Origin of the sequence: Bradyrhizobium manausense, from assembly GCF_018131105.1 — a bacterium.
GTDB lineage: Bacteria > Pseudomonadota > Alphaproteobacteria > Rhizobiales > Xanthobacteraceae > Bradyrhizobium > Bradyrhizobium manausense_B.
Map to the genome: position 1 here is coordinate 1,435,635 of NZ_JAFCJI010000001.1, position 20,030 is coordinate 1,455,664.

Here is a 20,030-nt window from a genome sequence, read left to right on the forward strand (position 1 = left end):
ATTGGCGCCCCTCCCGATGCCTTGAGGGCAGGGCGCCCCGCTCGAGTGATTTTCGAATTTGCGGCCGGAGGCGACCGGCACGCGAGGAGAAGACGATGAACCAAGAAATTATGAATCTCTTTAACCCGACGACGCCGGCTCAGGTCTTCGACCAGATCCGGATCTCGATCGCGTCTCCAGAGAAGATTCTGTCCTGGTCCTACGGTGAGATCAAGAAGCCGGAGACCATCAACTACCGCACCTTCAAGCCCGAGCGCGACGGCCTGTTCTGCGCGCGCATCTTCGGACCGATCAAGGACTACGAGTGCTTGTGCGGCAAGTACAAGCGCATGAAGTACAAGGGCATCATCTGCGAGAAGTGCTCGGTCGAGGTCACGCTGTCGCGCGTCCGGCGCGAGCGCATGGGCCATATCGAGCTCGCGGCGCCGGTCGCCCACATCTGGTTCCTGAAGTCGCTGCCCTCGCGCATCGGCCTGCTGCTCGACATGACGCTGAAGGATCTCGAGCGGATCCTCTACTTCGAATACTACGTCGTGCTTGAGCCGGGTCTCACCGCGCTGAAGGACCGTCAGCTGCTGTCGGAAGACGAGTATCTGAAGGCGCAGGACGAGTACGGCCAGGATTCCTTCACCGCCATGATCGGCGCCGAGGCGATCCGCGAGCTCCTCAAGGGCATGGATCTCGAGAAGCTCGAAGTCAGCCTGCGTGCCGAGATGCAGGAGACGGACTCCGACATCAAGCACAAGAAGTTCGCCAAGCGCCTGAAGATCGTCGAGGCCTTCCGTCACTCCGGCAACAAGCCGGAATGGATGATCCTGACTGTCGTTCCCGTGATCCCGCCGGACCTGCGTCCGCTGGTGCCGCTGGACGGCGGCCGCTTCGCGACCTCTGACCTCAACGACCTCTACCGCCGCGTCATCAACCGCAACAACCGTTTGAAGCGGCTGATGGAGCTGCGCGCGCCCGACATCATCATCCGCAACGAGAAGCGCATGCTTCAGGAAGCGGTCGATGCGCTGTTCGACAACGGCCGCCGCGGCCGCGTCATCACGGGTGCCAACAAGCGCCCGCTGAAGTCGCTCGCCGACATGCTCAAGGGCAAGCAGGGTCGCTTCCGCCAGAACCTGCTCGGCAAGCGCGTCGACTATTCGGGCCGTTCGGTGATCGTGGTTGGTCCCGAGCTGCGCCTGCATCAGTGCGGCCTGCCGAAGAAGATGGCGCTCGAGCTGTTCAAGCCGTTCATCTATTCGCGGCTTGACGCCAAGGGCCTGTCCACGACCGTGAAGCAGGCGAAGAAGCTGGTCGAGAAGGAGCGGCCCGAGGTCTGGGACATCCTGGACGAGGTCATCCGCGAGCATCCCGTGCTGCTCAACCGCGCGCCGACGCTGCATCGTCTGGGCATCCAGGCGTTCGAGCCGGTGCTGATCGAGGGCAAGGCGATCCAGCTTCACCCGCTGGTCTGCTCGGCGTTCAACGCCGACTTCGACGGCGACCAGATGGCCGTGCACGTTCCGCTGTCGCTCGAAGCGCAGCTGGAAGCGCGCGTGCTGATGATGTCGACCAACAACATCCTGCATCCCGCGAACGGCCAGCCGATCATCGTGCCGTCGCAGGACATCGTGCTCGGTCTCTACTACGTCTCGATCATGCGCGAAGGCCTGCCCGGCGAGGGCAAGCTGTTCGGCGACATGGCCGAGCTCGAGCACGCCCTGCACGCGAAGGTCATCCACCTCCACACCAAGATCAAGTACCGGTGGGAAGGCATGGACGAGACCGGCAAGGTCTCCAAGCGCTGGATCGAGACCACCGCGGGCCGCGTCATGCTCGGCAATCTGCTGCCGAAGAACCCGCGCATCTCGTACGAGATCATCAACAAGCTGATGACCAAGCGCGAGATCTCGGGCGTCATCGACCAGGTCTACCGTCACTGCGGCCAGAAGGAGACTGTGATCTTCTGCGACCGCATCATGGCGCTCGGCTTCTACAATGCGTTCAAGGCCGGCATCTCGTTCGGCAAGGACGACATGGTCGTGCCGCACTCCAAGTGGAAGATCGTCGACACCACCCGTACGCTGGCGAAGGATTTCGAGCAGCAGTACAACGACGGTCTGATCACGCATGGCGAGAAGTACAACAAGGTCGTCGACGCCTGGTCGAAGGCCACGGAAGAAATCGCCAAGGCGATGATGAAGGAGATCTCCTCCACCAAGAAGACGGCGGCCGGAGCTGATGCCGACATCAACTCGATCTACATGATGGCCCACTCCGGCGCCCGCGGTTCGCCGGCCCAGATGCGCCAGCTCGCCGGCATGCGCGGCCTGATGGCCAAGCCGTCGGGTGAGATCATCGAGACGCCGATCATCTCGAACTTCAAGGAAGGCCTCTCGGTTCTCGAGTACTTCAACTCGACCCACGGCGCCCGCAAGGGTCTCGCGGACACCGCGTTGAAGACCGCGAACTCCGGCTACCTGACTCGTCGTCTGGTCGACGTCGCGCAGGACTGCATCATCACGCAGTCCGACTGCGGCACCAAGCTCGGCATCAAGATGCGCGCCATCGTCGATGCCGGCACCGTGGTCGCTTCGCTCGGTTCGCGCATCCTCGGACGCACGGCCTGCGACGACATTCGTGACAGCTCGGGCAAGGTGATCATCAAGCGCGACACGCTGATGGAAGAAAGCCATCTGGACGCCATCCAGCAGGGTGGTGTGCAGGAGGTGAAGATCCGCTCGGCGCTGACCTGCGAACTCGTCAACGGCATCTGCGGCATGTGCTACGGCCGCGACCTCGCCCGCGGCACGCCGGTCAACCACGGCGAAGCGGTCGGCGTCATCGCGGCGCAGTCGATCGGCGAGCCGGGTACCCAGCTCACCATGCGCACCTTCCACATCGGTGGTGCGGCGCAGCTCAACGAGCAGTCCTTCGTCGAAGCCAATTTCGACGGCAAGATCGTGATCCGGAACAAGGCGATCGCCCGCAACAGCGAAGGTCACCTGGTTGCGATGGTCCGCAACATGGTGATCGCGATCGTCGATGCCGACGGCACAGAGCGTGCGACGCACCGTATTCAATACGGCGCGCGCCTGCACGTCGACGAAGGCGACATGGTGAAGCGTGGCCAGCGCATCGTCGAGTGGGATCCGTACACGCGTCCGCTTCTCACCGAAGTGGAAGGCGTCATCGGTTTCGAGGATCTGGTCGAAGGGCAGTCGATCTCGGAAACGCTCGACGAGGCCACTGGCATCGCCAAGCGCGTGGTCATCGACTGGCGCTCGACCCGGGGCGGTGCGGATTTGCGTCCGGCCATCGTGGTCAAGGGCAAGGACGGCAAGGTGCTCAAGCTCGCACGTGGCGGCGATGCTCGCTACATGCTGTCGGTCGACGGCATTCTGTCGGTCGACGTCGGAGCCAAGGTCAACCCGGGCGACATCCTCGCCCGTGTCTCGACCGAGAGCGCCAAGACGCGTGACATCACCGGCGGTCTGCCGCGGGTGGCGGAACTGTTCGAGGCACGGCGTCCGAAGGATGCGGCGATCATCGCCGAAATCGCGGGCACCATCCGGTTCGGACGCGACTACAAGAACAAGCGTCGCATCTCGATCGAGCCGATGGACAAGACCGACGAGGCACGCGAGTACCTGATCCCGAAGGGCAAGCACATCCACCTTCAGGACGGCGACATCGTCGAAAAGGGCGATTTCATCGTGGAAGGCAACCCGGCGCCGCACGACATCCTTGCGGTCAAGGGCATCGAGGAGCTTGCGGCCTACCTGGTCAACGAAATCCAGGAGGTCTACCGGCTCCAGGGCGTGCTCATCAACGACAAGCACATCGAGGTGATTGTCCGCCAGATGCTCCAGAAGGTGGAAGTCACCGACCAGGGCGACACGGACATGATCTCCGGCGAGCAGGTCGACAAGATCGAGTTCGACGCGCTCAACGAGAAGGCCAAGGAAGAGGGCAAGAAGATCGCCACGGGTACGCCGGTTCTGCTCGGCATCACCAAGGCGAGCCTCCAGACCCGCTCCTTCTTCTCGGCGGCCTCGTTCCAGGAGACCACCCGCGTCCTCACGGAGGCGGCGGTCAACGGCAAGGTCGATCCGCTCGAAGGCCTCAAGGAGAACGTCATCGTCGGCCGGCTGATCCCGGCGGGCACCGGCGCCTCCATGGCCAAGATCCGCGAAGTCGCTGTAAAGCGCGACAAGATGATCCTGGACGAGCGCGAGAAGCAGGCGGCCGTCGTGTCGCCCGCGCCGGAAGCCGAACTTCCTGCGCTGCCGCCCGCGGAATGATCGTTCATCCGTAGGAATACCGAGGACAATGAAAAGGCCGGCGAAAGCCGGCCTTTTTGCTGCTTTGTTTGCCTGTTGCGATGCGGGATCAACCTTTGTTCATCTTTCCTTCAGCCGCAAAAGCGCTTCTGCTAAGGGAACTTAGACCGGTGGTCCCGTGACGGGGGCAGGGCCGGAGACCACGGACCTCATATGCTTGATCTCGCAATCGTAGGCGGCGGCCCCGGCGGGCTGATGAGCGCCTGGTACCTGAAGCGTAAGCTCGGCGACCTCTGCCGCATCACGATCTACGAAGCCTCGGACCGGCTCGGCGGCAAGATCGTGACGCGCAAGTTCGATTCCGCACCGGCGATGTACGAGGCGGGCGTTGCCGAGATCTACGACTACTCGATGACGGGTCCCGATCCGCTGCGCGAGCTGATCCAGCATTTCGGCTTGCAGACGATTCCGATGGACGCCGAGCAGGTGCAGTTCGGCGGCGAGCTCCTCAACGACGTCGCCGGCATGCGCCGCAAATACGGCGCCAAGACCGCGGCGGCGATCGAGTCGTTCCGCAAGCGTTGCGCCGACGAGATGTCGCCGATCGAATATTACGAGGGCGTCGGTGCCCACGACAACGAGAACCCCTGGGCCTACAAGACCGCCGAGCAGGTGCTCGACGAAGAGGTGGAAGACGAGACCGCAAAGCGCTTCTTCAAGGTGATGGCGCGCTCGGATCTCGCGACCGAGAGCCACAACACCAATGGCCTCAACGCGCTCAAGAATTACCTGATGGATGTCGACGGCTATATCGGCCTCTACTCCATCCAGAACGGCAACGAGCAACTGATCGAATGCCTGCAGTCGGAGGTCAACGCCGACATCCAGCTCAATCATCGCGTGCTCACCGTCGGCAAGGCGCCGACCGGCCGCTACCAGCTCAAGATGATGAACGGCAAGGGACCGGAGACGCGCGACTTCGATCTCGTGCTGATGTGCCTGCCGCACTCCTGGCTCTCCACCGTCGGCTGGGTAGGCGAGCAGCTGCGCAAGTCGATGGTCAAGCACGTTTCGTATTTCGATCGTCCAGCGCATTACCTGCGCGTCTCGATCCTGTTCGATAGTCCGTTCTGGGGCGACAAGATTTCCGGCGCCTGGTTCATGTCGGAAGCCTTCGGCGGCTGCTGCGTCTACAACGAGGGCGCGCGCCACGACGTCGGCAAGCACGGCGTGCTGAACTGGCTCATTCCCGGCTCCGATGCGCTCGCCTTCGCCAATCTGTCGGACCAGGAGCTGATCGATGCTGCGTTGAAATCGCTGCCGGCCTCGCTCGGGGATGCGCGTGCGCATTTCATGGAAGGCAAGACCCACCGCTGGCTGTCGTCGGTCAATGCGATTCCGGGCGGTCTGCCGGTGCGAGACGTCATGACCAATCACCGGCCCGAGCCGAAGGAGCATCCCGGCATCGTCGTGGTTGGCGACTATCTGTTCGACTCCACGCTGAACGGCCTCCTCGACTCCTCGGACGCGGCGACTGACATCATCCTGACCGAGATGATGCGGCTGCGCCGCGAGCGCGCGCAGGAGGAGGGCGAGACGCTCTCCGACAAGATCGACCGCGACTATTTCGAGAACTATCGCGGTCTCGGCCCCTATAGCGAGACGTGGAGCCACTTCACCGATCCCGACTATCTGACGAAGCTGATCGGCATCGTCTGGGGCAGGGCCAAGGGCACCAAGCTCCTGGTCGCGGGCTCCGCCAGCGGCGAACTGGTCGGCGCGCTGCGTGATCGCGGCATCGATGCCTGGGGCATCGAGAACAACCGCGCGATCCATGCCAAGACGCCGAAGGCGTTGAAGAAGTACAACAAGCTCGGCTCCGTCACCGACATGCCGTTCAAGGACGCTAGCTTCGACTACGTGTTCGAGACCAGCCTCTGCCACGTTGCCCCCAGGCAGGTGGTCCGCGCGATCCGCGAGTTGAACCGCGTGGTCAGGACCGGCCTCGTGTTCGGCTCGATCACCTCGGACATGGCATCAGCCGTGATCGACCGCTACGACCTCTTGCGCGGGGTCAAGAAGCTCGGCACCTGGTGGGAATGGTCCGAACTGTTCTTCGGCAACGGCTTCGATCTGTCGATGCACCGCAAGGACTGTACCGACGCGCTCTGGACGGCGACGCTCGCCGCCAACAAGGGGCCGGGCCAGTGGTATGCCGACGCCGACAGTCTGCGCTACTCTTTCTTCGACAAGATCGAAGGCGACGACGATTAGCATCACGGGGCGGATGAATTTGCCAATTGTTTTGCCGAATTCATCCTGATCGCATAGAATCGGTGCGAAGTAGCGGCTTCGCTATTTCCTGCTTTCTCTGCGGTCATGCCGGCCGTCAGCATCGGTTGGTTTCATGGCGTCCAGGCCTCTTTCTCCCGACAAACAGAAGCTCGCCGCGCAAGAGGCGGCCGAGCTCGAGGACAAGCTCGCCGCTCACGCGCCCGAGCCGGAAGACGACGAGGACGACGAAGACGAGGACGACGACGAGCTTGAGCTCGACGACGATGATGACGAGGATCTCGTCGTCTTTACCGCCCGGGAAGCCGCTGGCGCGCTCGCGACCATCCTGGGGTTCGTCAGGCCCTTCCTGTCCAACTACAAGCGCATCCTGGGGTACGTGGCGTTCGGCGTCCTGGTCGAGACGCTGTTCAACGTCATCATGCCGCTCAGCCTGAAATTCCTGATCGACGACGCGCTCGGCGAGGAGGATTTCCAGGCACTGTACAAGATCCTCGGTGTGCTCGCGGTCGCCGGCATCTTCACCTCCATCGTCGCGGTCTGGTACGAGCGCTGGGACGCGCGACTGGCCGCCTGCATCATCTCCGATGTCCGCAAGCGCCTGTTCGAGCACGTCCAGGACTTGCCGGCGGCCTATTTCGGCCGCACCAAGCGCGGCGAGATCCTGTCGCGCTTTTCGGTCGACCTCTCGGCCTTCGAAGGCTCGGTGAAGACCTTTGCCAACAGCGCCGCGCTGCCGTTCCTGGAGTTGATCGCCGGCATCATCCTGATGCTGTTCCTGAACTGGCAGCTCGCGGTAGTCGCGCTGCTGGTGTTTCCGATCACGCTGATCGGTCCGCGCATCCTGACGCCGAAGGCGGTGCACGCCAATTACGAGCAGAAGCTCAACGAAAGCGCGCTGCTCGGCATGGTGCAGGAGAACGTGGCGGCGCAGGCCGTGATCAAGGCGTTCAGCCTGCAACGCAAGATGTTCGGCTTCTTCGCCTTCCGCAACGATGAGACCCGCAACCGGATAGCCGCGGCCGCGTTCCTGTCGACGATGGTGGAGCGGACGGTCACCATCTCGGTGCTGCTGTTGCACCTGGTCGTGCTCGCGATCGGCGCCTATCTCGCGACCAAGGGCCAGATCACTATCGGCACCTTCGTCACCTTCGAGAGCGCGTTCTGGGAGGTCTCCTACAACATCGCCCACGTGATGCACTTCATCCCGGTGTCGATCTCCTCGGCTGCCGCGATCCGCCACATCCAGGAGTTGCTCGACGAGCCCACCCGCGGCGCTGATCGGCCCGGCGCGCCCGATCTGCCGCGGATCACCAACGACATCACCTTTGACCACGTGACGTTCCAGTACGAGGGTGGCCAGATGCCGGTGCTGGACAATCTCAGCCTCAAGCTCAACGTCGGCAAGCGCATCGCCATTGTCGGCCCGTCAGGCTCCGGCAAGAGCACGCTGCTCAATCTGATCCTGCGGCTCTATGTGCCGGACGAAGGGCGCGTCACCATCGACGGCGTCGACATCCGCAAGGTGACGCTGGATTCGCTGCGTCGGAGCATGGCGGTGGTGTTCCAGGAGAACATGCTGTTCAACATGTCGATCCGCGAGAACATCCGGCTTGGCAAGGAAGGGGCGACCGATGAGGAGGTGGAGGAGGCCGCCAAGAAGGCCGAGATCCACCGCTACATCATGAGCCTGCCGCAGCGCTACGACACGCCGGTCGGCGAGCGCGGCGATACGCTGTCGGGCGGCCAGCGCCAGCGCATCGCGATCGCGCGCGCGATCATCCGCAATCCCTCGGTGCTGCTGCTCGACGAGGCGACCTCGGCACTCGATCAGACCACGGAAGCCGCGATCAACCGCACGTTGCTGAAGGTCGCCAAGGGCCGCACCATGATCTGGTCGACCCACCGCCTGACGTCGGTGGTCGAGATGGACGAGATCATCGTCATTTCAGGGGGCAGGGCGATCGAGCGCGGCTCGCATGCCGAGCTGCTCGCCAGGAACGGTTCCTATCGCAAGCTCTGGAACGACCAGATCCACCAGCCGCACGGCGCGGCCGCTCAGGCCGACGACGACAGCGACGATGACGACGAGGATGAGGACGACCTCGACGAGGATGATGATGACGAGGAGGAGTGACCGAGGAAGTTCGGCTCCAGATGGAAAGCGCTTCCAGGCCTTCTCAATATCCCTTGAGTCCACCACGCCATGAAGCGCGCCCAGCGCTGCGCTTTCCAGTAAGGGCCGGTCGCAATCGAGACCGAGCGGAAGTCGAAGGCTTTCGCTGCCGACCATTGATCGCAGGCCCGCTTGACTGGATCGGCATAGAAGGCGGCAATCTTGTCCGCATCCATCCCATCGGACGCCAGCCATTGCGGAATGTAGACGTTGCAGAGCCGCTCGACGTCGGTGAACACCTTGTCGCAACCGGTGCCCGCAACTGGGCAGGAGGTCGCGAAGGCATCGCCCGCCAGCACCACGCCCGGCTGATGGCTGGCATCGTTCACATAGAGATCGACCGGCCGGATCTTCAACTCGCCGGGAATGTCGAAGGCGCCGGTGATGCGCTTCAGGCGCGGCAGGGCGGCATTCAAGGTCTCGGCCGGCGAGCGGCGGAATTCGCGCAGCCAGGGATCGTCGAAACCGCGATAGACGAACAGATTGGCGCGCATTCGCGTGCCGATCGGGAAAAATGTGAGGTACGGGATGCGGTCGCTCGGCCGCTCCGAGAAATAGGTCAATGCCGGGAAGTCGAACGAATGTCGTCCCGCCGGCACCACGTCGAATCCGATCGAGATCGAATGGCCGGCACTGATGATGTTTCTGATAATGCCGAGCTGGTGCCGAAGGCCGACGTTCAGGCCGTTGGCGAGCACGACCAGCCGGGCCGAGACGGTCTCGCCATTGGCCAGGGCGATTCTCTGCCGCTCTGGACTGGTCTGGATCGACACCGCCTTGGTCCAGATACGCTCGACCGTTTCGGGAATCTCGTCGCGGATCGCGTTGACGAAAGCGTCGTAGAGGATGTTGAACTGTCGGCTTGGTGCCCTGTCGAGCAGGCGGCCGAAACGCGCGATCCAGTTCTCGCCAGAGAACGTCGCGCGGCGCAGCACTGAGTCGGCGATTCCGGTCCGCTGGAATCGTTCGACCTGGACGTGACCGCTGAGCTTTTCGACGCGAAAATCGGCCGGATAGGTCTCATGCGGGTCGATCAGCACTGACGAAATGCCGGCGCGTCCGAGCATCGCAGCGGCGGTCGAGCCGGCAAGTCCCCCGCCGATGATGGCAATATCGGTATACCGCATGGCGCTCGTCTCTGCCGGAGGTGTCAGATTGACGCATCAACAGGAAAAAAAGCCTTATCGCGGGATATAAAAGTATATTTCTCCCGGGTATAATTGGCTTGGGCTGGCGGAACCGGCGCTGCATCCCCACGTCAGCGACGCGCGGTGAGGGCGCCGATTGGGCGATTTCCAAAGGCGCGCGAAGCGCTTTGAGGCTGTGGTTTCGCCTTGACTTGAGCGATTCTCACTTATAGAAAGCGCCTCACTTAACGACAGGCGGTGAGCATTGCCAACGTCGGAACGGGCCACCCGTTGATCCCTCGGGATCGCTAAAACGGGCACCAACCTCGACGAATGCCGCTCAAACGCTGTCGATAATAGCTAGGCAATGCCAGTGCGATTTTAGGCCTCTCGAGAATGTTCTCCTGAGACCGAATTCGGATGCATGACCTCAGTGCGCGGGCCGCGGCTTTACGCTGATCGGCCTCAATACTGCGGTCCTCTGTGGCGTCGAAGCGCTTTCCACTCAGCGATGAGCGGTTGGCGCGATTTCGCTTTGTGCGGATTGTTCCGTGCGAAGCGGCCCCGTCGGGCGGGTTGCGCGACAAGAATTTGCGGTCCCGGTAACGGGCTGCGGCAAGACAGCAGGCTCGCAAGGGGCTGCGATAACAAAGGGTAAGGCCAGGATGCCGACGATCAACCAGCTGATCGCTCAACCGCGTGAAGTGCAGAAGTCGCGCAAGAAGGTGCCGGCGCTGCAGCAGTCGCCGCAGAAGCGTGGCGTTTGCACCCGCGTTTACACCACGACCCCGAAGAAGCCGAACTCGGCGCTCCGTAAGGTTGCCAAGGTGCGTCTGACCAACGGTTTCGAGGTGATCGGCTACATTCCGGGTGAGGGCCATAACCTTCAGGAGCACTCGGTGGTCATGATCCGCGGCGGTCGCGTCAAGGACTTGCCCGGCGTGCGCTACCACATCCTCCGCGGCGTGCTGGATACCCAGGGCGTCAAGAACCGTAAGCAGCGTCGTTCGAAGTACGGCGCGAAGCGTCCGAAGTAAGCGGGAACCAGCTCAATGTCTCGTCGCCACTCAGCGGAAAAGCGCGAAGTTCTTCCCGATCCGAAGTTCGGGAACATCATCGTCACGAAGTTCATGAACTCGGTGATGTACGCCGGCAAGAAGTCGGTCGCGGAAGGCATCGTCTACGGTGCATTCGGCATCATCGAATCCAAGACCAAGCAGAACCCGCTCGGCGTGTTCGAGCAGGCACTCGAGAACGTCATGCCGACGATCGAAGTGCGCTCCCGCCGCGTCGGTGGCGCGACCTACCAGGTTCCGGTCGAAGTTCGCTCGGTGCGCCGTCAGGCTCTGGGCATTCGCTGGCTGATCTCGGCCGCGCGCGAGCGCAACGAGAAGACGATGACCGAGCGGCTCTCGGCTGAGCTCCTGGATGCGTCGAACAACCGCGGCAACGCCGTCAAGAAGCGGGAAGATGTGCACCGGATGGCGGAAGCCAACCGCGCCTTCTCGCACTATCGCTGGTAACGGCGACACACGGAATCTAAGGAACAACCCATGCCTCGCGTTCATGCCATAGAGAATTACCGCAACTTCGGTATCATGGCGCATATCGATGCCGGCAAGACCACGACCACCGAGCGCATCCTCTATTACACCGGCAAGAGCCACAAGATCGGCGAAGTGCACGAAGGTGCCGCGACGATGGACTGGATGGAGCAGGAGCAGGAGCGTGGCATCACGATCACCTCGGCTGCGACCACCGCCTTCTGGGCCGGCAAGCGACTGAACATCATCGACACCCCCGGCCACGTCGACTTCACCATCGAAGTCGAGCGTTCGCTGCGCGTGCTCGACGGCGCCGTCTGCGTGCTCGACTCGAACCAGGGCGTCGAGCCCCAGACCGAGACCGTCTGGCGCCAGGGCGACAAGTACAAGGTTCCGCGCATCGTCTTCGCCAACAAGATGGACAAGACCGGTGCCGACTTCTTCAAATGCCTGGCCGACATCGTCGACCGCCTCGGCGCCAAGCCGATCGCGATCCAGCTTCCGATCGGTGCCGAGAACAACTTCAAGGGTCTCGTCGACCTCGTGAAGATGCAGGGCATCATCTGGAACGATGAATCGCTCGGCGCGAAGTTCGACTATGTCGATATCCCGGAAGACCTGGTTGAGCAGGCCAAGGAATACCGCGAGAAGATGGTGGAAGCCGCCGTCGAGCTCGATGACGATGCCATGGCCGCCTATCTCGACGGCAAGGAGCCCGATGAGGAGACGCTGAAGCGTCTGATCCGCAGGGCGGTGCTGACCGGCGCGTTCTATCCCGTGCTGTGCGGCTCGGCCTTCAAGAACAAGGGCGTGCAGCCGCTGCTCGACGCCGTCGTCGACTATCTGCCGTCGCCGATCGACGTGCCCGCGATCAAGGGCACCGACGACAGCGGCAACGAAGTCGTGCGCAAGGCGGACGACAAGGAGCCGTTGGCTCTGCTCGCGTTCAAGATCATGGACGACCCGTTCGTCGGCACCATCACCTTCTGCCGCATCTACTCTGGCGTTCTCCAGAGCGGCACCGGCGTCGTGAACTCGACCCGTGAGAAGAAGGAGCGCATCGGGCGCATGCTGCTGATGCATGCGAACAACCGCGAAGACATCAAGGAAGCCTATGCCGGCGACATCGTCGCGCTGGCCGGCCTGAAGGAAGCGCGCACCGGTGACACGCTGTGCGATCCCGACAAGCAGGTGATCCTGGAAAAGATGGAATTCCCCGAGCCGGTCATCGAGATCGCGATCGAGCCGAAGTCCAAGGCCGACCAGGAAAAGCTGGGTGTGGCCCTGGCGAAGCTTGCCGCGGAGGATCCGTCCTTCCGCGTGTCGACCGACCAGGAGTCCGGCCAGACCATCCTCAAGGGCATGGGCGAACTCCATCTCGACATCAAGGTCGACATCCTCCGCCGCACCTACAAGGTTGACGCCAACATCGGCGCGCCGCAGGTTGCGTTCCGTGAGCGCGTCACCAAGAAGGCCGAGGTCAAGTACACCCACAAGAAGCAGACCGGCGGTACCGGTCAGTTCGCGGAAGTGTCGATCGTGGTCGAGCCGAACGAGCCCGGCAAGGGCTACGAGTTCGAGTCGAAGATCGTCGGTGGTGCGGTTCCGAAGGAATACATCCCCGGCGTCGAAAAGGGCCTCAACAGCGTGATGGGCGCTGGCGTGGTCGCGGGCTTCCCCGTGGTCGACGTCAAGGTTCAGCTCGTCGACGGCAAGTACCACGACGTCGACTCGTCGGCGCTCGCCTTCGAAATCGCTTCGCGCGCTGCATTCCGCGAAGCCTTGCAGAAGGGCAAGTCCGTCCTGCTCGAGCCGATCATGAAGGTCGAAGTGGTGACTCCGGAAGACTACACCGGTTCGGTCATCGGCGACCTGAATTCCCGGCGCGGTCAGATCCAGGGGCAGGACATGCGCGGCAACGCCAACGTCATCAACGCGATGGTGCCGCTCATGAACATGTTCGGTTACGTGAATAACCTGCGCTCGATGAGCCAGGGTCGCGCGACCTTCACCATGCAGTTCGACCACTACGCAGAAGCGCCGGCCAACGTGTCGGCAGAAGTCCAGAAGAAGTTTGCCTGATTGTCGTCGGTCACGAACTGACGATTGAACGGAGAGTCAAATGGCCAAAGCTAAGTTTGAACGTAACAAGCCGCACTGCAACATCGGTACCATCGGTCACGTCGACCACGGCAAGACGTCGCTGACCGCGGCGATCACCAAGGTGCTCGCCGAAGCCGGCGGTGCGACGTTCACCGCGTACGACCAGATCGACAAGGCGCCGGAAGAGAAGGCGCGCGGCATCACCATCTCGACCGCGCACGTCGAGTACGAGACGCCGAACCGCCACTACGCCCACGTCGACTGCCCCGGCCACGCCGACTACGTGAAGAACATGATCACCGGTGCCGCCCAGATGGACGGCGCGATCCTGGTCGTGTCGGCCGCTGACGGCCCGATGCCGCAGACCCGCGAGCACATCCTGCTCGCCCGCCAGGTCGGCGTGCCGGCGCTCGTCGTGTTCCTCAACAAGTGCGACATGGTCGACGATCCGGAACTGCTCGAACTCGTCGAGCTCGAAGTCCGTGAGCTGCTCTCGAAGTACGACTTCCCGGGCGACAAGATCCCGATCATCAAGGGTTCGGCTCTCGCCGCTCTCGAAGACTCGGACAAGAAGCTCGGCCACGACGCCATCATCGAGCTGATGAAGAACGTCGACAGCTACATCCCGCAGCCGGAGCGTCCGATCGACCAGCCGTTCCTGATGCCGGTTGAAGACGTGTTCTCGATCTCGGGCCGCGGCACCGTCGTGACCGGCCGTGTCGAGCGCGGCATCGTCAAGGTCGGCGAGGAAATCGAGATCGTCGGTCTGCGTGCGACCCAGAAGACCACCGTCACCGGCGTCGAAATGTTCCGCAAGCTGCTCGATCAGGGCCAGGCTGGCGACAACATCGGTGCGCTGCTCCGCGGCACCAAGCGTGAAGACGTCGAGCGCGGCCAGGTGCTGTGCAAGCCGGGTTCGGTCAAGCCGCACACCAAGTTCAAGGCTGAGGCTTACATCCTCACCAAGGAAGAGGGCGGTCGCCACACCCCGTTCTTCACCAACTACCGTCCGCAGTTCTACTTCCGCACCACCGACGTGACCGGTGTCGTGCACCTGCCGGAAGGCACCGAGATGGTGATGCCGGGCGACAACATTGCGATGGAAGTGCACCTGATCGTGCCGATCGCGATGGAAGAGAAGCTCCGCTTCGCGATCCGCGAAGGTGGCCGCACCGTCGGCGCCGGCGTCGTCGCTTCGATCATCGAGTAATTACGAGAATAGGGATCGGCGAGTAGCGAATGGTGACATTCGCTATTCGCTATTCGCCACCCAACGAAGAGAGACCACGGCAATGAACGGCCAAAATATTCGCATCCGTCTCAAGGCGTTCGACCATCGTATCCTCGATACGTCGACCCGCGAGATCGTGAACACGGCGAAGCGCACCGGTGCGCAGGTCCGCGGACCCATTCCGCTGCCCACCCGCATCGAGAAGTTCACCGTCAACCGTTCGCCCCACGTCGACAAGAAGAGCCGCGAACAGTTCGAGATGCGCACTCACAAGCGCCTGCTCGACATCGTCGATCCGACCCCGCAGACCGTCGATGCTTTGATGAAGCTCGATCTGGCCGCCGGTGTCGACGTCGAGATCAAGCTCTAAGATTTTTGGATCACGTTCGCGACTAGCGGACAGAAAGAACAGGAAGCACGCCGATGCGCTCCGGAGTGATCGCACAAAAGGTCGGGATGACGCGGGTCTTTACAGAGGCCGGCGAACATATCCCCGTGACCGTGCTGAAGCTCGGCAATTGCCAGGTCGTAGGCCACCGCACTGAAGAGAAGAACGGTTATGTCGCGCTCCAGCTTGGTTCTGGCAGCCGCAAGACCGTGTACATGCCCAAGGCAGAGCGCGGCCAGTTCGCGGTCGCCAAGGTCGAGCCGAAGCGGCAGGTCGAGGAATTCCGCGTCTCCCAAGACGCGATGATCCCCGTCGGTGCCGAGATTCTGGCCGACCACTTCGTCGTCGGCCAGTTCGTCGACGTCACCGGCACCTCGGTCGGTAAGGGCTTCGCCGGCGGTATGAAGCGCTGGAACTTCGGCGGTCTGCGCGCCACGCACGGCGTGTCGGTCTCGCACCGTTCGATCGGTTCGACCGGTGGTCGTCAGGACCCCGGCAAGACCTGGAAGAACAAGAAGATGCCCGGGCACATGGGTGTCGATCGCATCACCACGCTCAACCTCCGCGTCGTTCAGCTCGACGTCGAGCGTGGCCTGATCCTCGTCGAAGGCGCCGTTCCCGGCTCCAAGGGCGGCTGGATCCGCGTGCGCGACGCCGTCAAGAAGCCGCTGCCGAAGGAAGCTCCGAAGCCCGGCAAGTTCAAGGTTGCGGGCGGCGAAGCCGAGGCCGCGGCCCAGCAAGAGGGTGCGTGAGATGGAATTGAAGGTCACCACCCTCGAGGGTAAGGAAGCCGGCTCCGTCCAGCTGTCCGACACCATTTTCGGTCTCGAGCCGCGCCAGGACATCATTGCACGTTGCGTGCAGTGGCAGCTCAACAAGCGCCAGGCCGGTACGCACAAGGCCAAGGGCCGCGCCGAGATCTGGCGCACCGGCAAGAAGATGTACAAGCAGAAGGGCACCGGCGGTGCTCGTCACGGCTCGGCACGCGTGCCGCAGTTCCGCGGCGGCGGTCGTGCCTTCGGTCCGGTGGTGCGTTCGCACGCCACCGACCTGCCGAAGAAGGTCCGCGCGCTCGCCCTCAAGCATGCGCTCTCGGCCAAGGCCAAGGATGGCGATCTCCTCGTGATCGACAAGGCCGCGCTGGAAGCCGCGAAGACCAAGGCTCTGCTCGGTCACTTCTCGGGCCTCGGCCTCACCAACGCGCTGATCATTGACGGCGCCGAGCTCAACAACGGCTTTGCCGCCGCGGCCCGCAACATTCCGAACATGGATGTGCTGCCGATCCAGGGCATCAACGTCTATGACATCCTGCGCCGTCAGAAGCTCGTTCTGACCAAGGCCGCCATCGATGCGCTGGAGGCGCGCTTCAAATGACGAAGAACATCGAGGCTCGCCACTACGACGTGATCGTCGCACCGGTCGTCACCGAAAAGGCGACGCTGGCGTCCGAGCACAACAAGGTTCTGTTCAAGGTGGCCGCGAAGGCGACCAAGCCGCAGATCAAGGAAGCGGTCGAGAAGCTGTTTGACGTCAAGGTCAAGAGCGTCAACACGCTGGTCCGCAAGGGCAAGACCAAGATCTTCCGCGGCAATCTCGGCTCGCAGTCGAACACCAAGCGCGCGATCGTGACCCTCGAAGAGGGTCATCGGATCGACGTGACCACCGGTCTGTAAGGTCGCACGACGATGGCACTGAAGAAATTCAATCCCACGACACCGGGCCAGCGCCAGCTGGTCATGGTTGATCGTTCAGCCCTCTACAAGGGCAAGCCGGTCAAGGCGCTCACCGAAGGCAAACACTCCTCGGGCGGTCGCAACAACACCGGTCGCATCACCGTGCGCTTCCGCGGCGGCGGTCACAAGCAGACCCTGCGTATCGTCGACTTCAAGCGCGACAAGGTCGATGCGCCTGCGACCGTCGAGCGGTTGGAATACGATCCGAACCGCACCGCGTTCATCGCGCTGGTCAAGTACGAAGACGGCACCCAGGCCTATATCCTGGCGCCGCAGCGCCTGGCGGTCGGCGATTCCGTGGTGGCCGGCAACTACGTCGACGTGAAGCCGGGCAACGTCATGCCTCTCGGCAACATGCCGATCGGCACGATCATCCACAACATCGAGGTCAAGATCGGGAAGGGCGGCCAGCTCGCCCGTTCGGCCGGCACGTATGCCCAGCTCGTCGGTCGCGACCAGGACTACGTGATCATCCGCCTGAACTCGGGTGAGCAGCGTCTGGTGCATGGCCGTTGCCGCGGCACGATCGGCGCGGTGTCGAACCCGGATCATATGAACACCTCGATCGGCAAGGCCGGCCGTAACCGTTGGCTCGGCCGCAAGCCGCACAACCGCGGTGTTTCGATGAACCCGATCGACCATCCGCACGGCGGTGGTGAAGGTCGTACCTCGGGCGGTCGCCACCCGGTCACCCCGTGGGGCAAGCCGACCAAGGGCAAGAAGACCCGCACCAACAAGTCGACCAACAAATTCATTCTCCTAAGCCGCCACAAGCGGAAGAAGTAAGGAACGACGGACATGGTTCGTTCAGTCTGGAAAGGCCCGTTCGTCGAGGGTTCTCTGCTCAAGAAGGCAGATGCCGCGCGCGCGTCCGGCCGTCACGACGTCATCAAGATCTGGAGCCGTCGCTCGACGATCCTGCCGCAGTTCGTCGGCCTGACCTTCGGTGTCTACAACGGTCAGAAGCACGTGCCGGTGGCCGTCAACGAGGAAATGGTCGGTCACAAGTTCGGCGAGTTTTCGCCGACCCGGACCTTCCATGGCCACTCCGGCGACAAGAAAGCCAAGAAGGCTTGAGGATTAAACGATGAGCAAACCTAAGCGCGAACGGAGCCTCGCCGAGAACGAGGCCAAGGCGGTCGCCCGGATGCTGCGGGTGAGCCCGCAGAAGCTCAACCTGGTCGCCCAGCTCATTCGCGGCCGGAAAGCTTCCGCTGCGCTCGCCGACCTGCAGTTTTCGCGCAAGCGGATCGCGGTTGACGTGAAGAAGTGCCTGGAATCGGCTATCGCCAATGCCGAGAACAACCACGACCTAGACGTTGACGATCTCGTCGTGGCGCAGGCCTTCGTCGGCAACGGCCTCGTGATGAAGCGCTTTGCCGCCCGCGGCCGTGGCCGCTCGGGCCGTGTCTACAAACCATTTTCGCAGCTGACGATCATTGTTCGTCAGGTCGAAGCCGAAGCAGCAGCGGCTTAAGGGTCGCAGGAGAAAACGATGGGTCAAAAGATCAATCCGATCGGTCTGCGTCTCGGCATCAACCGGACCTGGGATTCCCGCTGGTTCGCCGGCAAGCAGGAATACGGCAAGCTGCTGCACGAGGACGTCAAGATCCGTGAGATCCTGCACAAGGAGCTCAAGCAGGCGGCCGTCGCCCGCATCGTGATCGAACGTCCGCACAAGAAGTGCCGCGTCACCATCCACTCGGCTCGTCCGGGTGTGGTGATCGGCAAGAAGGGCGCCGACATCGACAAGCTTCGCAAGAAGGTTGCGGACATCACTTCGTCCGACGTCGTCATCAACATCGTCGAAATCCGCAAGCCGGAGCTCGATGCGACGCTGGTGGCAGAGTCGATCGCGCAGCAGCTCGAGCGCCGCGTGGCGTTCCGCCGTGCCATGAAGCGCGCCGTTCAGTCGGCGATGCGTCTCGGCGCGGAAGGCATCCGCATCAACTGCTCGGGTCGTCTGGGCGGTGCGGAAATCGCGCGCATGGAGTGGTACCGCGAAGGTCGCGTGCCGCTGCACACGCTGCGCGCCGACATCGATTACGGCGTTGCGACCGCGTTCACGACCTTCGGCACCTGCGGCGTCAAGGTCTGGATCTTCAAGGGTGAGATCCTCGAGCACGATCCGATGGCCCAGGACAAGAGAATGGCCGAAGGCGAGACGGGTGGCAGTGGCGATCGTGGTGGCCGTGGGCGCCGCGACAATGCTGCAGCCTGATCGACCTGAGAATTTGAGGGCTTAAAGCCATGATGCAACCTAAGAAAACGAAGTTCCGGAAGGCGCATAAGGGCCGCATTCACGGCGTTGCGACTTCGGGCGCGACGTTGGCGTTCGGCCAGTTCGGCCTGAAGGCGACCGAGCCTGAGCGCGTCACCGCGCGCCAGATCGAAGCCGCTCGCCGCGCGCTGACCCGCCACATGAAGCGCGCCGGCCGCGTCTGGATCCGCGTGTTCCCCGACGTTCCGGTGTCGAAGAAGCCGGCCGAAGTCCGCATGGGCTCCGGCAAGGGTGCACCGGAATTGTGGGTCGCCCGCGTCAAGCCGGGCCGGGTGCTGTTCGAGATCGACGGCGTCAACACCCAGACGGCGCGTGAGGCGCTGACCCTGGCGGCCGCCAAGCTGCCGATCAAGACGCGCTTCGTCGAGCGCATTGCGGAGTAATGGCCATGGCCCAGATGAAGATCGAAGACATCCGCGCGATGAGCCCCGACCAGCAGGACGACGCCGTCCTGAACCTGAAGAAGGAGCGCTTCAACCTGCGCTTCCAGCGCGCCACCGGGCAGCTCGAGAACACCTCGCGCCTGCGCGAGGCCCGCCGTGACATCGCCCGGATCAAGACCGTCGCCGCGCAGACGCGCGCGAAGAAGAAGTAAGGGGCTAACGGATATGCCGAAACGTACTTTGCAAGGCGTGGTCGTCAGCGACAAGACTGCCAAGACCGTCGTGGTGCGCGTTGACCGCCGCTTCACGCATCCGATCTACAAGAAGACGATCCGCCGTTCGAAGAACTACCACGCGCACGACGAGAACAACGAGTTCAAGCCGGGCGACATGGTGTGGATCGAGGAATCGAAGCCGATTTCGAAGTTGAAGTCCTGGATCGTGATCCGGGGTGAACACAAGAAAAGCGCCTGATCTGTTGGCCTTGGCCGACTGACTTCA

The 20,030-nt window shown here is 62.8% G+C and carries 19 protein-coding genes; 18 read left to right on the forward strand and 1 reads right to left on the reverse strand.

Annotated elements, in window-relative coordinates:
* Positions 1-95 precede the first annotated feature (95 nt).
* The 3 genes from rpoC to JQ631_RS06580 all read left to right on the forward strand — a co-directional run bounded on the left by rpoC (position 96) and on the right by JQ631_RS06580 (position 8,700).
* On the forward strand, positions 96-4,292 hold the full coding sequence (rpoC, locus tag JQ631_RS06570) for a DNA-directed RNA polymerase subunit beta' (protein WP_212324923.1): 4,197 nt from the start codon (positions 96-98) through the stop codon (positions 4,290-4,292).
* A gap of 192 nt (positions 4,293-4,484) precedes the next feature.
* Complete coding sequence (locus JQ631_RS06575; protein WP_212324924.1) at positions 4,485-6,545, forward strand: FAD-dependent oxidoreductase; 2,061 nt, start codon at positions 4,485-4,487, stop codon at positions 6,543-6,545.
* 133 nt (positions 6,546-6,678) lie between these two features.
* Positions 6,679-8,700 carry an ABC transporter ATP-binding protein gene (locus tag JQ631_RS06580; protein WP_212324925.1) on the forward strand — a complete coding sequence of 674 codons (2,022 nt, stop codon included), beginning with the start codon at positions 6,679-6,681 and terminating at the stop codon, positions 8,698-8,700.
* Here the strand turns inward: JQ631_RS06580 and JQ631_RS06585 are convergent.
* Positions 8,622-9,866: an FAD-dependent oxidoreductase gene (locus JQ631_RS06585; RefSeq protein WP_212324926.1), complete on the reverse strand. Its 1,245-nt coding sequence runs from the start codon at positions 9,864-9,866 to the stop codon at positions 8,622-8,624. The genes JQ631_RS06580 and JQ631_RS06585 overlap by 79 nt on opposite strands.
* A 665-nt stretch (positions 9,867-10,531) precedes the next feature.
* Between JQ631_RS06585 and rpsL the strand changes: the two genes are divergently transcribed.
* From rpsL to rpsQ, 15 genes are all read left to right on the forward strand, one after another.
* Entirely contained in the window at positions 10,532-10,903 is a 372-nt protein-coding gene (rpsL, locus tag JQ631_RS06590) for a 30S ribosomal protein S12 (protein WP_007603006.1), read from the forward strand.
* 15 nt (positions 10,904-10,918) lie between these two features.
* Positions 10,919-11,389, forward strand: a complete 471-nt coding sequence (rpsG, locus tag JQ631_RS06595) for a 30S ribosomal protein S7 (RefSeq protein WP_212235938.1) — start codon at positions 10,919-10,921, stop codon at positions 11,387-11,389.
* Positions 11,390-11,419: 30 nt separating this feature from the next.
* Entirely contained in the window at positions 11,420-13,492 is a 2,073-nt protein-coding gene (gene fusA / locus JQ631_RS06600; protein ID WP_212324927.1) for an elongation factor G, read from the forward strand.
* Between the two features lie 40 nt (positions 13,493-13,532).
* Complete coding sequence (gene tuf / locus JQ631_RS06605) at positions 13,533-14,723, forward strand: elongation factor Tu (RefSeq protein WP_212301602.1); 1,191 nt, start codon at positions 13,533-13,535, stop codon at positions 14,721-14,723.
* Positions 14,724-14,805: 82 nt separating this feature from the next.
* Positions 14,806-15,114, forward strand: coding sequence for a 30S ribosomal protein S10 (gene rpsJ / locus JQ631_RS06610; RefSeq protein ID WP_002712302.1), 309 nt, complete (start codon positions 14,806-14,808; stop codon positions 15,112-15,114).
* 53 nt (positions 15,115-15,167) lie between these two features.
* Positions 15,168-15,884 carry a 50S ribosomal protein L3 gene (rplC, locus tag JQ631_RS06615; RefSeq protein WP_212324929.1) on the forward strand — a complete coding sequence of 239 codons (717 nt, stop codon included), beginning with the start codon at positions 15,168-15,170 and terminating at the stop codon, positions 15,882-15,884.
* A gap of 1 nt (position 15,885) precedes the next feature.
* Positions 15,886-16,506, forward strand: a complete 621-nt coding sequence (gene rplD / locus JQ631_RS06620; RefSeq protein ID WP_027535291.1) for a 50S ribosomal protein L4 — start codon at positions 15,886-15,888, stop codon at positions 16,504-16,506.
* Positions 16,503-16,805 (forward strand): 50S ribosomal protein L23, encoded by a 303-nt coding sequence (locus tag JQ631_RS06625; RefSeq protein WP_212324931.1) that lies wholly within the window; start codon positions 16,503-16,505, stop codon positions 16,803-16,805. The genes rplD and JQ631_RS06625 overlap by 4 nt, the downstream gene beginning before the upstream one ends.
* Before the next feature lie 12 nt (positions 16,806-16,817).
* The gene (gene rplB, locus JQ631_RS06630) at positions 16,818-17,651 is read left to right on the forward strand and encodes a 50S ribosomal protein L2 (RefSeq protein ID WP_212324933.1); all 834 of its coding nucleotides are present in this window, start codon (positions 16,818-16,820) and stop codon (positions 17,649-17,651) included.
* A 12-nt stretch (positions 17,652-17,663) separates the two neighbouring features.
* A complete protein-coding gene (gene rpsS / locus JQ631_RS06635; protein WP_008136357.1) occupies positions 17,664-17,942 on the forward strand; it encodes a 30S ribosomal protein S19 in 279 nt (92 codons plus the stop codon).
* Positions 17,943-17,952: 10 nt separating this feature from the next.
* The gene (rplV, locus tag JQ631_RS06640) at positions 17,953-18,342 is read left to right on the forward strand and encodes a 50S ribosomal protein L22 (RefSeq protein ID WP_057745488.1); all 390 of its coding nucleotides are present in this window, start codon (positions 17,953-17,955) and stop codon (positions 18,340-18,342) included.
* A gap of 18 nt (positions 18,343-18,360) precedes the next feature.
* Entirely contained in the window at positions 18,361-19,086 is a 726-nt protein-coding gene (gene rpsC, locus JQ631_RS06645; RefSeq protein ID WP_128951223.1) for a 30S ribosomal protein S3, read from the forward strand.
* A 29-nt stretch (positions 19,087-19,115) separates the two neighbouring features.
* Positions 19,116-19,529 carry a 50S ribosomal protein L16 gene (rplP, locus tag JQ631_RS06650; protein ID WP_148750337.1) on the forward strand — a complete coding sequence of 138 codons (414 nt, stop codon included), beginning with the start codon at positions 19,116-19,118 and terminating at the stop codon, positions 19,527-19,529.
* A gap of 5 nt (positions 19,530-19,534) precedes the next feature.
* Complete coding sequence (rpmC, locus tag JQ631_RS06655) at positions 19,535-19,741, forward strand: 50S ribosomal protein L29 (protein ID WP_026202715.1); 207 nt, start codon at positions 19,535-19,537, stop codon at positions 19,739-19,741.
* Positions 19,742-19,754: 13 nt separating this feature from the next.
* Entirely contained in the window at positions 19,755-20,003 is a 249-nt protein-coding gene (gene rpsQ / locus JQ631_RS06660) for a 30S ribosomal protein S17 (protein WP_027535298.1), read from the forward strand.
* The last annotated feature ends 27 nt before the right edge of the window (positions 20,004-20,030 follow it).

Excerpts from the sequence above, each read along its gene's own strand:
- rpoC (WP_212324923.1), top strand. The coding sequence starts at position 96 with ATGAACCAAGAAATTATGAATCTCTTTAACCCGACGACGCCGGCTCAG.
- JQ631_RS06575 (WP_212324924.1), top strand. The coding sequence starts at position 4,485 with ATGCTTGATCTCGCAATCGTAGGCGGCGGCCCCGGCGGGCTGATGAGC.
- JQ631_RS06580 (WP_212324925.1), top strand. The coding sequence starts at position 6,679 with ATGGCGTCCAGGCCTCTTTCTCCCGACAAACAGAAGCTCGCCGCGCAA.
- JQ631_RS06585 (WP_212324926.1), bottom strand. The coding sequence starts at position 9,866 with ATGCGGTATACCGATATTGCCATCATCGGCGGGGGACTTGCCGGCTCG.
- rpsL (WP_007603006.1), top strand. The coding sequence starts at position 10,532 with ATGCCGACGATCAACCAGCTGATCGCTCAACCGCGTGAAGTGCAGAAG.
- rpsG (WP_212235938.1), top strand. The coding sequence starts at position 10,919 with ATGTCTCGTCGCCACTCAGCGGAAAAGCGCGAAGTTCTTCCCGATCCG.
- fusA (WP_212324927.1), top strand. The coding sequence starts at position 11,420 with ATGCCTCGCGTTCATGCCATAGAGAATTACCGCAACTTCGGTATCATG.
- tuf (WP_212301602.1), top strand. The coding sequence starts at position 13,533 with ATGGCCAAAGCTAAGTTTGAACGTAACAAGCCGCACTGCAACATCGGT.
- rpsJ (WP_002712302.1), top strand. The coding sequence starts at position 14,806 with ATGAACGGCCAAAATATTCGCATCCGTCTCAAGGCGTTCGACCATCGT.
- rplC (WP_212324929.1), top strand. The coding sequence starts at position 15,168 with ATGCGCTCCGGAGTGATCGCACAAAAGGTCGGGATGACGCGGGTCTTT.
- rplD (WP_027535291.1), top strand. The coding sequence starts at position 15,886 with ATGGAATTGAAGGTCACCACCCTCGAGGGTAAGGAAGCCGGCTCCGTC.
- JQ631_RS06625 (WP_212324931.1), top strand. The coding sequence starts at position 16,503 with ATGACGAAGAACATCGAGGCTCGCCACTACGACGTGATCGTCGCACCG.
- rplB (WP_212324933.1), top strand. The coding sequence starts at position 16,818 with ATGGCACTGAAGAAATTCAATCCCACGACACCGGGCCAGCGCCAGCTG.
- rpsS (WP_008136357.1), top strand. The coding sequence starts at position 17,664 with ATGGTTCGTTCAGTCTGGAAAGGCCCGTTCGTCGAGGGTTCTCTGCTC.
- rplV (WP_057745488.1), top strand. The coding sequence starts at position 17,953 with ATGAGCAAACCTAAGCGCGAACGGAGCCTCGCCGAGAACGAGGCCAAG.
- rpsC (WP_128951223.1), top strand. The coding sequence starts at position 18,361 with ATGGGTCAAAAGATCAATCCGATCGGTCTGCGTCTCGGCATCAACCGG.
- rplP (WP_148750337.1), top strand. The coding sequence starts at position 19,116 with ATGATGCAACCTAAGAAAACGAAGTTCCGGAAGGCGCATAAGGGCCGC.
- rpmC (WP_026202715.1), top strand. The coding sequence starts at position 19,535 with ATGGCCCAGATGAAGATCGAAGACATCCGCGCGATGAGCCCCGACCAG.
- rpsQ (WP_027535298.1), top strand. The coding sequence starts at position 19,755 with ATGCCGAAACGTACTTTGCAAGGCGTGGTCGTCAGCGACAAGACTGCC.